General features: G+C 46.4%; 9 protein-coding genes. 3 read left to right on the top strand and 6 right to left on the bottom strand.

Annotated elements, in window-relative coordinates; translation table 11 throughout:
• The first annotated feature begins 51 nt into the window (after positions 1-51).
• The 3 genes from AC1RNB_RS02025 to AC1RNB_RS02015 all read left to right on the top strand — a co-directional run bounded on the left by AC1RNB_RS02025 (position 52) and on the right by AC1RNB_RS02015 (position 3,130).
• On the top strand, positions 52-381 hold the full coding sequence (locus AC1RNB_RS02025; protein WP_493080252.1) for a tRNA-binding protein: 330 nt from the start codon (positions 52-54) through the stop codon (positions 379-381).
• A 12-nt stretch (positions 382-393) separates the two neighbouring features.
• Positions 394-891: a methylated-DNA--[protein]-cysteine S-methyltransferase gene (locus AC1RNB_RS02020; RefSeq protein ID WP_493080251.1), complete on the top strand. Its 498-nt coding sequence runs from the start codon at positions 394-396 to the stop codon at positions 889-891.
• Between the two features lie 181 nt (positions 892-1,072).
• Entirely contained in the window at positions 1,073-3,130 is a 2,058-nt protein-coding gene (locus AC1RNB_RS02015) for a T9SS type B sorting domain-containing protein (RefSeq protein WP_493080249.1), read from the top strand.
• A gap of 166 nt (positions 3,131-3,296) precedes the next feature.
• Here the strand turns inward: AC1RNB_RS02015 and AC1RNB_RS02010 are convergent, their stop codons facing one another.
• From AC1RNB_RS02010 to AC1RNB_RS01985, 6 genes are all read right to left on the bottom strand, one after another.
• Positions 3,297-3,782: a cytidine deaminase gene (locus AC1RNB_RS02010; protein ID WP_493080248.1), complete on the bottom strand. Its 486-nt coding sequence runs from the start codon at positions 3,780-3,782 to the stop codon at positions 3,297-3,299.
• Between the two features lie 70 nt (positions 3,783-3,852).
• On the bottom strand, positions 3,853-5,361 hold the full coding sequence (gene lepB, locus AC1RNB_RS02005) for a signal peptidase I (RefSeq protein ID WP_493080246.1): 1,509 nt from the start codon (positions 5,359-5,361) through the stop codon (positions 3,853-3,855).
• Positions 5,362-5,506: 145 nt separating this feature from the next.
• Positions 5,507-6,673: a sigma-54-dependent transcriptional regulator gene (locus AC1RNB_RS02000; protein ID WP_493080244.1), complete on the bottom strand. Its 1,167-nt coding sequence runs from the start codon at positions 6,671-6,673 to the stop codon at positions 5,507-5,509.
• Between the two features lie 77 nt (positions 6,674-6,750).
• A complete protein-coding gene (locus tag AC1RNB_RS01995; RefSeq protein WP_493080243.1) occupies positions 6,751-8,832 on the bottom strand; it encodes a TonB-dependent receptor in 2,082 nt (693 codons plus the stop codon).
• Between the two features lie 69 nt (positions 8,833-8,901).
• Positions 8,902-9,888 (bottom strand): pyruvate dehydrogenase complex E1 component subunit beta, encoded by a 987-nt coding sequence (locus AC1RNB_RS01990; protein WP_493080241.1) that lies wholly within the window; start codon positions 9,886-9,888, stop codon positions 8,902-8,904.
• Positions 9,889-10,153: 265 nt separating this feature from the next.
• On the bottom strand, positions 10,154-13,075 hold the full coding sequence (locus AC1RNB_RS01985; RefSeq protein ID WP_493080239.1) for a TonB-dependent receptor domain-containing protein: 2,922 nt from the start codon (positions 13,073-13,075) through the stop codon (positions 10,154-10,156).
• Between the last annotated feature and the right edge of the window lie 87 nt (positions 13,076-13,162).

The following is a 13,162-nucleotide window of genomic DNA, read 5'->3' as shown; positions in this document are numbered from 1 at the left end:
TAGGTGGTCTCATTTTCAAATTTGCCTATTTTCAAATTTTCAAATTAACATATGATCAACTGGGATGATTTTGAAAAAGTAGAGATCCGCAGCGGAACCATACTGAAAGTTACTGATTTTCCGAAGGCAAAAAAACCGGCCTATCAGTTAACCATTGATTTTGGCCCCCTCGGTATCAAACAGTCTTCGGCGCAGATTACCCACCATTATACCCCGGAAGCGCTGCTGAACAGGCAGGTAGTGGCGGTGGTCAACTTCCCCCCCAAACAGATCGCCAACTTTTTTAGTGAATGTTTGGTCTTAGGTGTGTATGATGAAAATAATCAGGTAATTTTATTGCAGCCTGACAAACCGGTCCAAAACGGACAACGCATCGGCTAACCCACCCTGCCTATGAGCGAACTGCACTACACGTACTATGAGAGTCCCGTTGGGTTACTGCGGATCGGTGGTACCGAGCAGTATATCGGCGAGCTTAGTTTTGTAGACAATTCCGACCAGCTGGCCTATGGCGAGCCGGGTATTACCGAAGTGATGCACCAATGCACGGAACAGCTAATTGAATATTTCCATGGTACGCGCCGCAATTTTGATATCCCCATTCACCAGGAAGGAACAGAATTTCAGACAAGGGTATGGAGTGAGTTACTGGGAATCGCTTACGGCAAAACCATCAGTTATATGGATCTGGCCAAACGCCTCGGCGATCCCAAAGTGATCCGCGCCGCAGCCAGCACCAATGGTAAAAACAAAATAGCCATTATTGTACCCTGTCACCGCGTCATCGGCAGCGATCGATCCCTCACCGGCTACGGAGGCGGTATGTGGCGAAAAAAATGGCTGCTCGGACATGAGTTTAAGATCGCGCATGGGGTGCAGACACTGTTTTGAACAGAGGAACAGACGAACAAGGAACCGATGAACAGATGAACGGATGAAGCTTATATAAAATATTGCCTGTCTTCTGATCTTCTGTTCCTTGCTCATCTGTTCGTCTGTTCCTCTGTTCAAATTAACATTTCCTTGTCAAATCCTGCCCCAATCCAGAGGCGAATGCAATATTTTTACAGCCATGCGAGGTATTGGTAAGATCATATTTGTTGTAATAGCCCTGTTATTGTTTCATACAAAATCCTTGTCGCAGGCTTGTACGGCATTGGGACAAAATCCAACTACGGCATTCCCCGTATGTGGCGCCACTACCTTTACGCAGCGAACAGTACCGATCTGCGCCAGTGGCAATGTACCCGCCAAAGGTTGCACCAATGGCAGTTTTTCAACCGCTAATCCCTATTGGTATAAGTTCACCTGTTACCAATCCGGTACATTGGGATTTGTGATAACACCTTTAAATACTGTACCGGAAGATTATGACTGGCAGTTATTTGATATCACCGGCAAAGATCCGAATGATGTTTTTACGGACCCGAATCTGATCATAACAGCCAACTGGGTGGGAACCTATGGTCCTACGGGTGCTTCTGCAGCAGGCACATCTGTTTTTTCCTGTGCATCCTCTCCTTCGCAGAACCTGTCTGCTTTTGCCAAGATGCCGGATATCATTGCAGGGCACGAATACCTTTTATTAGTAAGCCATTTTCTGAATGCCGGCGAAACCAGTGAAGTCGGATATACGCTGGCTTTCTCAAACGGACAACCGGGAGGTGGGACTGCCAGCATAGTAAACCCCGTTGTGCCCAAAATTGCCAGCGCATACGGCATTTGCGATGGTACCCAGGTAATGATAAAATTGACCAGTAGAGTAAGTTGTAAAACTATTGCTGCCGATGGTTCTGACTTTTCTATAAGCGGACCGGTTACAAGAAATAATATTGCAGCTGCCGGTAATGGATGTGGAAGAGGCTTTGATTCGGATTCGATCCTGATAACACTCGACAATCCATTAACACCAGGTATTTATACCATTACAGCAAAAGTTGGCAATGATGGTAATACCTTAACCGATAACTGCGAAAATGCGCTGGTTCCCGGCGACAAAACCAATCTCCGTTTTATTGCCCTCGTACCAACCCCCATGGATAGCATAGTTCCGGTGGTCTGTATCAAAGATACCCTTGAGCTGGTGTTCAGCAAACCCATGGCCTGCAGTTCGATTGCCGCAGATGGAAGTGATTTTACCATTACCGGGCCCGCACCTGTAATAGTAAAAAGCGCATCAGGTATTTGCAGTAACGGGGTAAGTACCAGTATCCGCATTATTCTAACAGCCCCCATCCGAACCAACGGTACATTTACCATTCTCCTCAAAAACGGTTCGGATGGTAACCCATTGATAGATGAATGCGGACTAACCACACCAGCAGGTTCTACCCTTTCCTTCACTACTAAAAATATCACCACAGCCGATTTCACAGGTACCGTAAGTACCGGTTGCAAATCGGATACGCTTAGACTTTCGCATAATGGTTATGGTGGCACCACATCATGGCAATGGCATTTGGATAGTGTACCATTGAGCAACTTGCAGAATCCGGTTTACATTTCTAATGCATTTGGTACGTATAGTTTGCAGTTATTGGTTAGCAACGGCTTTTGTTCAGATACAGCAAGAGGCAGTTTTGTATTCGAGGATCATACGGTGAAAGCAGCTTTTGCGGTGGCAGATACACTTTGTCCCACAGATACCCTGCATTTCACAGACCTGAGTTCGGCCAATACGATCCGCTGGAACTGGATCTTTGGCAATGGCATTACAAGTAACCAACAGGTACCCGGCGCACAATCGTATCCTTTAACCGGGCGGCGAACCAATTATACCACCAAACTGATTGCCACCAACCCATACAATTGTTCCGATACGGCTTACAAGATCATAACCGTGCTCGCCAGTTGTTATATCGCCGTACCCTCCGCTTTTACACCCAACGGCGATGGATTAAATGATTATCTCTACCCGCTGAATGCATTCAAAGCAGATAATCTTGTTTTCAGAATCTATAACCGTTACGGACAAATCATCTTTGAAACCAAAGACTGGACCCGTAAATGGGATGGCCGCGTAAAAAGTCAATTGCAACCCAGCGGCACGTATGTATGGACGCTCGATTACGTAGAACGCGATGGTGGAAAACGAGTGTCTTTGAAGGGCACAACAGTATTGATCAGATAATTAGAAATTAGTAGTTAGTAATTGAATATATAGAGCCCCCTGCACTTTTATGAATAGCAACGTAAATAAAGGTGTTACAAAAGTTCAATCTTATAAAAGTAAAGCTCGCAAGTGAAGTTACAAATCCCTGAATTTTTAATTACTAATTGCTAATTACTAATTGCCTTCACCCAAGGTCATCTCCCGTAAACCCAAACGGCAATAACAAACCGGATTGCGGGATTACCCAGATCTTACCTTCTTTTCCGCCCAGTATCAAACGGATGGGGTGTTTGAAACGGGTTTCATATTCTACCAGTGTTTGCCTGCAGATACCACAGGGTGAAATAGGACGGTTACTGACAACCGATTCTCCCTGGTAACTGATAGCAATGGTATGGATGGGGATGCCGGGATATAAGGAAGAAGCGGCGGATAATAAAACACGCTCGGCACAAAGTCCGACGGGATAACTCGCATTCTCCTGGTTACTGCCGGTAACTTTTTTACCGTTGGCCAGCAGGGCCATGGCACCTACCTGAAAATGCGAATAAGGTGCATAGGCCGTTGAGGTAGCTGCCTGCGCATCGCGGAGTAATTCGGCATCGGCGGCAGATAGTTCGTTGATGGAAGGATATACTTCAAAATCGAAACTGTATTTTTCCGGGTTCATAACTGACTTATTTAGACAAAAAAGCCCTCATCGCTATTCGCCATGAGGACCCTTCCGTGTTTAAAGATAGTTATTTTATCCCATTGAACAACCGCTTCCAGCGGGGACCTTTTTCCCAGCTGAACCAGATCAGGGAAGCTTTACCTACCACATGTGTTTCGGGTACAAAACCCCAGAAACGGCTATCCTGGCTGCGATGACGGTTATCTCCCATCATCCAGTAATAATTGTATTTAATGGTGTACGTATTCGTCTCTTTTCCGTTGATGATGAATTTACCATTGACTTCCTCAAATGTATTCTGCTCGTAGTTCCCGATCAATCTTTTATAGAGGGCAATGTTCTGCGGAGTTAATGTGATCACATCTCCTTTTTTGGGAATGGTCAGCGGACCATAGTTATCAACAGTCCAAGGAAAATTGGCTTCATCATTCGGGAAAGTGGTTCCGATCTGGTTATCAGAAAAAGGAGCTACAGCTTTTACATTCGGCTGCTTTTTCACTTTCTGCACCTGTTCGGGGGTGAGGTTAAAGATCAGTGTGCCGGGTTTGTCGATAGGGCGCACCTGATCGCCGGGGTTATCAATATCAATGCCGAGCTCTTCGCGCAGAAAGTCTTCCGAAAAATTAGTACCATTGGTTTCAACGAGGTAATCAGTCTGCGAAGCCGGCGGTAATAAGGCAGGTTGGTTATTCACAAAAAGGGTTCCGTTTTTTACCTGGATAATATCACCTGCTACACCTACACAACGCTTGATATAATTGTCGGTCTTATCCATGGGATGCACCAGCAAGGGGAGACCGGATTGTGCAAAAGCTTCCCGATCGCCGCGGTACTGGAAGCGGAGTACATCATAATAGGGATTGGCACTGCCATAATCGGGCAGGTTAATAATGGTATCTCCCGCAGGAAAATTAAATACCACCACATCATTTCTTTTCACTTCTGTAAAAGCAGGCAGGCGCTTATAGGGTAACTGTACTTCTTTGATATAGGATGGAATGGTTTTGGAGAAAGGCATGATATTATGCACAAACGGGAACGACAACGGTGTTTGCGGAATACGTGCACCATAACTCATTTTGTTCACAAACAGGAAATCGTTGATGAGCAGGGTTTTTTCCATACTGCCCGTAGGAATTACATAGGCTTCAAAAACAAAAGTGCGGATAATGGTGGCCGCAACCACAGCAAATACGCCCGCATCTATCCATTCGCGCGAAGCGGGTTTGTGGTAATGTTTCAACACTTCGGCACCATACCATTTCTCTTTCTCCGAAAATCCGAGATAGGGGAAATACAAAAAGGGAAACAGAACGGTCAAAGCATGATCGATCACCGTTACCCGTTTGAAATGCATCACAAAAATGATGGTGATCCAGATGGTAATGAACTGACCCGCAATAGGGATCAGTTGTAACCAGAACCAGTATTTACGGATGGCTGTTTTCTCCACAATCAGCCAGGTATTATAAAAAGGTACCAGTGCTTTCCAGGGTTCAATGCCTGCTTTTTTAAACATACCATACATACCCGCATGCCAGCCAATGACTCCGATAATGAATAGAATTAAACCCATAGTTTGTAGTTAAGTAAGAACAAAAATATCTTTTTAGTACCGAAAAGGATCCAGGCCGTTAAAATAGTTAGCCAGTTGTTTTAACACACCCATTCACCCATTTACCCATTTACCCATTTACCTATTTACTTATTTACCTATATACTTATTTACCTCCCCCCAACACATACGCTGCCACATCTGCTGCCGAAATTTCTTTACCTGAAAGGATGATCAGCCGCTCTACCACATTGCGCAATTCACGGATATTACCCGTCCAGTTGTGTTTCTGCAGGGCATCCATGGCTTTTTTATCGATGGATTTTACAGCCTGCCCGTATTCTTCCGCAATATCTGCCAGGAATTTTTCTACCAGCAGGGGAATATCTTCTCTTCTGTCGTTGAGGGATGGTACATGTATCAGGATCACACCCAGACGGTGATACAGGTCAAGCCGGAAATTTTTTTCATTTACTTCCTGCAGCAGGTCTTTGTTCGTTGCCGCAATCACCCGTACATCAACAGCGATCTCTTTATCACCTCCTACCCTGGTGATCTTTCCTTCCTGCAGGGCACGCAGCACTTTGGCCTGTGCCGATAAACTCATGTCTCCGATCTCATCCAGAAAAAGCGTACCCCCGTTAGCCTGCTCAAATTTGCCGATACGTTGTTTGATAGCAGAGGTGAAAGAACCTTTCTCATGCCCAAACAATTCACTCTCAATCAGTTCGCCGGGAATAGCGGCACAGTTCACTTCTACAATGGATGCCCCTGAGCGGTTACTTTTTTCGTGCAGCCAGCGTGCCACCAGTTCTTTACCACTTCCATTTTCGCCCGTTACCAATACACGTGCATCGGTGGGCGCTACTTTGGTAATGGTATCTTTTACTTTGAGAATACCTTCGCTTTCGCCGATGATTTCCTGTACACGGGATACTTTCCGTTTCAGGACTTTGGTTTCTTTTACCAGCGTGGTTTTATCGAGCGCATTACGGATGGTGATCAGCAAACGGTTCAGATCCGGCGGTTTGGAGATATAATCAAATGCGCCTTTCTTTACCGCATCTACTGCCGTTTCTATATTACCATGTCCGCTGATCATGATCACCGGTGTTTCGGATTGGGTTTCCATTACTTTCTGCAGAAACTCCAGTCCATCCAGTTTGGGCATTTTGATATCACATAAAACCACATCATAGGTAGCGGCCGAGAATTTTTTCCAGCCCTCTTCTCCATCCGTAGCTTCCTCTACCACAAACCCCTCATTGGCAAGGATCTCTTTCAGCACATTGCGGATGGCTTTTTCATCGTCTATGATCAGAATATTCGGCATACTGCGTATTTATTGCTAAGATAAGTGTTCATTCCGGCTGAACTGTTACAGGAATAACTGTTAAGGTTTTGTTGCAGTCAGAACCGGTACCGGATCCCGGCAAACAAATTCCTGCCCGGTGCGGGATTATAGTACCTTCTTCCCAGTGCATTGATATCATTACCAAGGCTATAGCGCTGGTTCAACAGGTTATCTATCCCCGCAAAAAGATCCCATTGTTTTGACTGCCGCTTACTCCTGTAACCCCATTTTAGCTGACCGAGCCGGTACCCATCAGCATACACATCATTGGCATCGGTGAGGGGTAAAGCACCGGTAACATTGAGTGATACATTCAGATACCACCCTTTTTGCATCTCAAGATCCATGCCGGTTACCGAGATCTGGCGGGGCACACCCGTGAGGGCATTGCCTGTATAATCCATACTGCCCTGACGATAATCGGTAAAGCGATAGGGCTGGTAACTATAACTGCTCCAGACCTGCCAACGGGTGATGAATCTGCTGCCTGCATCTATCAGTTTGTATTTCAGCAAGGCCTCCAGTCCGTTCTGCCGGGTACTGCCAGCATTCACAAAATATTCCGCCCCTGCATTATTGGTTCTTCGTACAATCGCGTTCTGCAGGGTAAAAAAATAGGCGGCCAGGTCAAATTGCAGGCGGCTGTCTGCAGTTTCTCCCTTAATGCCCGCTTCCATATTCCATCCGTATTCGGCTTCCAGGTTACCATAATAATTTCCGTCAGAAGGTCTTAGTTCGGCTAATGCAGGGGGAGAGAATCCTTTGGCAGCCAGCAGGTATACAGAAATATCTTTGGATAGCCTGTAGGTCAGCGCTATCCGCGGAGTGAGTACCCCGCTGGTTTTCTTAGCTACAAAGTCTGTATTGGGGTCTGTGATGCGTTTGTACCGATAGGATTGGTTGTTGAGGCTGAGTCCGGCGGTGATCACCCATTTCTCTCCCAGACTCAGTTGTGCCTGCGAAAAAGCGAACCATTGAATGGCGTAGATATCATCCCTGAACTGTACCGTATCGGCTTTACCGCCGCGGTTCCCGAAATTATCGATCAGCGAATGGTTGTGTAACCATTCCACCCCATTGATCCATTGCAACCGGGTGTTGTTCTTGCGGATAGAATAAGCCAGTTGTGTACCTGCACCTATATTGGCTTCTCCCCTTTTTTCATAATTGGTAATAAAAGGATTGGCCAATAAAGTATGATTAAGACTGAGGAAATTTTTCCATACCAGTTGTTTACTGAGTTTGACTTCCTGCTGTACCGCACCCAGTATGGTTTTGTTATAAATAGCGGTTTGCTGCTGCACGGCACCGGGTAAAGCGCCTGCCGGTTGACGGGCCAGTTCCGGATTCTGTTGCATTTGTGCGAGGGTAATTCCTCCCGGCGTTTGATAAAACAAATCTGTGTACCATACCAGCCATGTCAGTTCCTGTGTATTTCCCTGCCAGCTGCCCTGCCACTTAATGTTGTCTTTCCGCGAAGCTGATTGCTGGCGGTAACCATCTGATTGCTGGTGACTTTGTTGCAGGGAAGAAGTGAAGTGTTTGGTACTGTATTCCCAGCCTGCCTGTTGCTGAAACAAACCATAAGAGCCACCCAGCAAACCAGCGGAAAATTGATGCATAGGTTGTGCAGTATACCCCATTTCTGAGCGGAACAGCACTGCCCCACCCGTACCGGCCCCATACACACTGGCTGCCGGACCTTTAATGATCTCCACCCCGCTAAGCTGGTTCAGGTCTACCAGGTTCAGGTACGTATTGCCCCCGCCATCTGTGAGGGGGATCTCATTCCAATATACTTTCACGTTACGAACACCAAAAGGCGAGCGTAACAGGCTTCCACGGATAGATAAGCGATAACTGGCAGGAGATCTTTCTTCTACTCGTATACCCGGTACCGTATTCATCACCGGTACCAGCGATGCGTTGCCATAACGGGCCAGATCAGCTCTTCCCAGTATGGCGATGGCCGCGGGTACTGCCTTCCACTGCAGATGGGATTGAAAAGCCTGTACGGCTACTTCCGGCAACAGGGTATCCGTGGTAAAGCCTTTGCCCAAACTATCCTGTTGCGAAAACAGCAAGACCGGGAACAGTACCATCAGTATCCACAAAAACAAGGGTGTCATTCTGCCCATATCGCTAAGTTAACCTGCAAACAAAAACCCGGAACTGTTGGGTCCGGGTTTTTACTATTTCGTTGAAGCTTATTTTTTCAGGTACATCACTTCTTTTACCAGTTTCACCGTGCGGGTTACATCCGGCATTGCCAGGGCCGCCAGGTTGGGTGCATAGTGCATAGGCGCATCGGCACTGTTGATGCGGCGGATAGGTGCATCCAGGTAGTCGAATCCTTCTTTCTGGATCCGGTAAGTAATCTCTGAAGAAACAGAGGCAAAAGGCCATTGCTCTTCCACAATCACCAGGCGATTGGTTTTCTTCACACTTTCCAGAATGGTCTGCCAGTCCAGCGGACGAATGGTTCTCAGATCAATCACTTCTGCACTGATCCCTTCTTTCTCCAGCTCTGCTGCTGCAGCCAGTGCTACTTTCATCATTTTATTATAGGAAACCAGGGTTACATCGCGGCCCTGCTTTTTTACATCAGCTTTACCAAGAGGGATATAATATTCCTCATCAGGTACATCACTTTTATCGCCATACATCACTTCGCTCTCCATAAACATCACCGGATCCTTTTCGTAACGGATCGCCTGTTTCAACAAACCTTTAGCATCATACCCATTGGATGGGGATACCACTTTGATACCGGGAATATTGGCATAATAGCTTTCAAAAGCGGTAGAGTGTTGTGCACCGAGCTGACCCGCACTGCCGTTGGGCCCGCGGAAAACGATGGGGCAACCGATCTGTCCGCCACTCATAGCCAGCATTTTAGAAGCAGTGTTCAGGATCTGGTCCATGGCCAGTACGGCAAAGTTCCAGGTCATGAATTCTACGATCGGGCGAAGACCGTTCTGGGCCGCACCCACTGCTACGGCTGTAAAACCAAGTTCAGCAATTGGGGTATCAATCACACGTTTACTTCCAAATTCGGCCAGCATTCCCTGGCTCACTTTATAAGCACCATTGTATTCGGCAACTTCTTCCCCCATTAAAAAGACTTTTTCGTCTCTTCTCATTTCTTCACTCATGGCTTCACGCAAAGCCTCTCTGAAAGCAATAGAACGCATCTGAACAGTTTTAAAATGAGCAGCAAAAATATAAGATTATCGGGTACAAAACCAAAAATGCTTGCTTTGAGTGGGCTGTGAGCTGTGGGTCATGAGCTGTGAGCTGCGAGCTGTGAGCCGTAAGCTATTAATTGTCCAAAATCTCAGCATTTCAGACATATATTATATAAACAACGATCCCCCGCCATTTCCGGCAGGGGATCGTTCATATTATTGAAATTGGTCTAAGCTCATCGCTCGCAGCTATCAGCTCAAAGCCTGCTCACTAAAACACATTCCAGCCATAGCTCACATAATACAATGCGCCAATCTGGGGATTGCCCCATCCTGTACGGTAGTATTTGTTGAAGATATTGGTACCGCCGATCTTAATCAGAGATTTGGTGGAAGGCAGTTTATAACTTACTGCTGCATCTACCGTACGGATCCATGGCACCATACCGGCACCGAAAGTTCCTTCATAGTAGAAGCTGTTGGCCCATCTGTACACGATGTTAAATCCGAAACGCTCGTCTTTTCCAAATCCGGAATTTGACAGGGTTGCATTGATCCTGTATTTAGGGGTATTGAAATAAGACACAAAACCGGGAGGCAGTGATCCGATCTCATCGTGGTAGATATTGGCACTTACCGAGAAGTTCTTAGGTAACATATACTCAGCAGAAGCACCCCATCCGGTCGTTTTTACATCACCCGGTGAATTTACAGAGATACTGTAGGCTATGCGCTTATTGGCATCCAGTACATCAAAGAAACTGGCAGGACCTGTAGGCGCTGTTCTTGCCTGAATAACGGTTACACCGCTCAGGAAGTCTTTATACTTGGCCCAGTATGCATACACATCAATCAATAACCTTTGTGCGATCAGGCCTTTGTAACCTACTTCGAATGACTGACTTGATTCAGGCTTGAATTCACCAAACTGCTGTTGTTGTAAAAGACCGGTGTTAGGTGCTCCGGCCGCTGCACTGGCTCCAAAAGCCTGTACACTTTCCAGGGTATAAGCCGGGTTAGTACTGAATTTATAGTAATCACGCAGTTGTGGCAAACCACCCATTAAACGGGTTCCGCCGCCCACCAGCAGGTTGATCCACTGGTTCTGGGTTGTTGGGAAACGATAGGCCTGCTGATAAGAGAACCGCAGGTTATGGTCTTTGGCCAGTTTCAATACGGCTGAAGCCCTTGGTGTAAAGCGGCCTTTGAAGTTGGAGTTTTTATCGTAACGGGTTGAAACAGTCAGTTTCAACAGGTCGTTGAACAGTTTCTGTGACAACTGTGCATAGGCCCCAAATTCATTGATTTTGATAGGAGAAGTAGTATCTGCAAACAGTGTTCCCTGTGAGTTCAGTTGGTACTGGCGTGCACTCAGACCAATCAGCAGGTCGGTTCCGCTTTTCACGAGACCGAGGTCTTCGCTGAGGTTATACTGTCCTTCAAATACATTCAGTCTGGATCTGTCTAAGAACAAACCACCGCCTTTAGAGATCGGGGTTTCTGCTACAGTTTTGAAGAGTGGGTTGGCGCCGATAAAACCAGTTGGCCTTCCCTGATCAGCTAAACCTCTGGCCGAGTTATGGGCATCTATATTTGCGAGACCTGCATCACGTAAAGTTGCGTAGGCTGCCATGTATTGAGGATACCAGGCACTACTTGCTTTCCATGCCTCGTTAAATAAACGGGTGGTAATGGTTGCGTTGAAAGAACTACCGGAATTCTCATGCGTAGTGTACGCTCTCAGATACCAGTTCTTGCTCTTCAATTCCAGTTTGAACTGGGCCATTTTCAGGTCTTTGAGAGAATAACGGTCGCTACCGGTATACACACTGTTACCGGTTCCGAAATTGGTCTGGAAGATGGCTTCTGTTCTGTCGGAGAGTTTGTAATGCAGGCTACCAGACAGTTTAAAGTTAATGGTGTTGGGATCTACCACATCAATCTCGTTGTAACCGGTTCTGCTCACAGCCTGGTTATTATACAAATTTCGGCTGGGAGATGCTCCGTAAAGAATCGGGGAAACACCTGCTGTAACCAGTGCACCTGCCCCGGCAGCATTCAGAAAGCCATTGAAGTCGGCCAGTTTAGCACCAGGGTTGGCAGCCAGCCAGCCATTAAACGCACCCAATTGGGGGCTACCTAAACCGGCAGCAGCAAACACCTGACTGGCAATGGTGCTGATATTCTGAGAAGTTTCATCACCATACACATTCACACCATCATAATTGGGATCGGATCCTCTCCAGCCTGGAATAGCATAACCATTGGCAGCGCCGGTACGGCTGTAGTTTTCTGTTTGGTTGGCCAGCCAGTCCTGCGCCTGTGTAAACTGCGCACCAATCTTGAAGGCAAATTTTTCTGACACTTTCTGTGCCCAGCGAACCGTCCAGTCGTAGAAAGGAGATTTAGGACGCTGGTAAGCATCAATATCCTTGATACCCTGTTTGATCTGGAAGCTGAGGCCCTGGTATTTAAAAGGACTTTTGCTGTTAATTAGCACAGTACCATTCATACCACCTGACCCGTACAATGCAGAAGATGCACCCGGTAGCAGTTCAATATTTTCTACATCCAGTTCAGTTAAACCGATGATGCTACCTACAGAGAAGTTCAGACCCGGAGCCTGGTTATCCATACCATCCACTATCTGGTTCAAACGCACGTTACCGCTGTTATTAAAACCACGGGTACCAACGCTGCGGAAAGTTAAGCTGGCGGCTACTACGTCTACCCCTTTCAGGTTAGTGATCATATCATAGTAGTTGGTAGCAGGTGTATTACGGATAGCAGCAGTACCGATCCTTTCAATGGATACGGGCGATTCCAGAATTCTTTCAGGAACCCTTGATGCAGCTACCACTACTTCATCACCCAGGGTGAAAGAAGCATCAATCTCTACATTCACGACCTGATTGTTGCTGTTTACAACCACTTCTTTGTTCAGGTAACCTACCGAAGAAAATACCAGTGTAAAGGGGAGTTTCTGCACTGTAGAAAACTTAAAATTACCCTTGTCATCGGTAAATGTTCCTGTAGTAGCACCTTTAACGGTAACAGAGACCGCTGAAATGGCTTCCTTGGATTTGCTGTTTTTTACACTACCGGAGACAGTAGTTGATTGCTGCGCCGTTGCAGATACACAGATCATAGCACCCACGGCCAACAACCCGTAATGGGTTAATAGTCTTCTCATATTAGGCAAGTTTTAAATGAATTGTAATTAAAAATAGCACTTGTTAGTTTTCTATAAAAATTTAATTTGTTCACAAATAACGACCGT

The sequence above is a fragment of the Sediminibacterium sp. GW821-FHT12F12 genome (assembly GCF_058806635.1).
The sequence above is the reverse complement of the archived record's forward strand: the minus strand, read 5'-3'. Positions and strand labels throughout refer to the sequence as shown.

What these genes read in the sequence shown, in the direction of transcription:
- AC1RNB_RS02025 (WP_493080252.1), top strand. Translation starts at nt 52, where the DNA reads ATGATCAACTGGGATGATTTTGAAAAAGTAGAGATCCGCAGCGGAACC.
- AC1RNB_RS02020 (WP_493080251.1), top strand. Translation starts at nt 394, where the DNA reads ATGAGCGAACTGCACTACACGTACTATGAGAGTCCCGTTGGGTTACTG.
- AC1RNB_RS02015 (WP_493080249.1), top strand. Translation starts at nt 1,073, where the DNA reads ATGCGAGGTATTGGTAAGATCATATTTGTTGTAATAGCCCTGTTATTG.
- AC1RNB_RS02010 (WP_493080248.1), bottom strand. Translation starts at nt 3,782, where the DNA reads ATGAACCCGGAAAAATACAGTTTCGATTTTGAAGTATATCCTTCCATC.
- lepB (WP_493080246.1), bottom strand. Translation starts at nt 5,361, where the DNA reads ATGGGTTTAATTCTATTCATTATCGGAGTCATTGGCTGGCATGCGGGT.
- AC1RNB_RS02000 (WP_493080244.1), bottom strand. Translation starts at nt 6,673, where the DNA reads ATGCCGAATATTCTGATCATAGACGATGAAAAAGCCATCCGCAATGTG.
- AC1RNB_RS01995 (WP_493080243.1), bottom strand. Translation starts at nt 8,832, where the DNA reads ATGGGCAGAATGACACCCTTGTTTTTGTGGATACTGATGGTACTGTTC.
- AC1RNB_RS01990 (WP_493080241.1), bottom strand. Translation starts at nt 9,888, where the DNA reads ATGCGTTCTATTGCTTTCAGAGAGGCTTTGCGTGAAGCCATGAGTGAA.
- AC1RNB_RS01985 (WP_493080239.1), bottom strand. Translation starts at nt 13,075, where the DNA reads ATGAGAAGACTATTAACCCATTACGGGTTGTTGGCCGTGGGTGCTATG.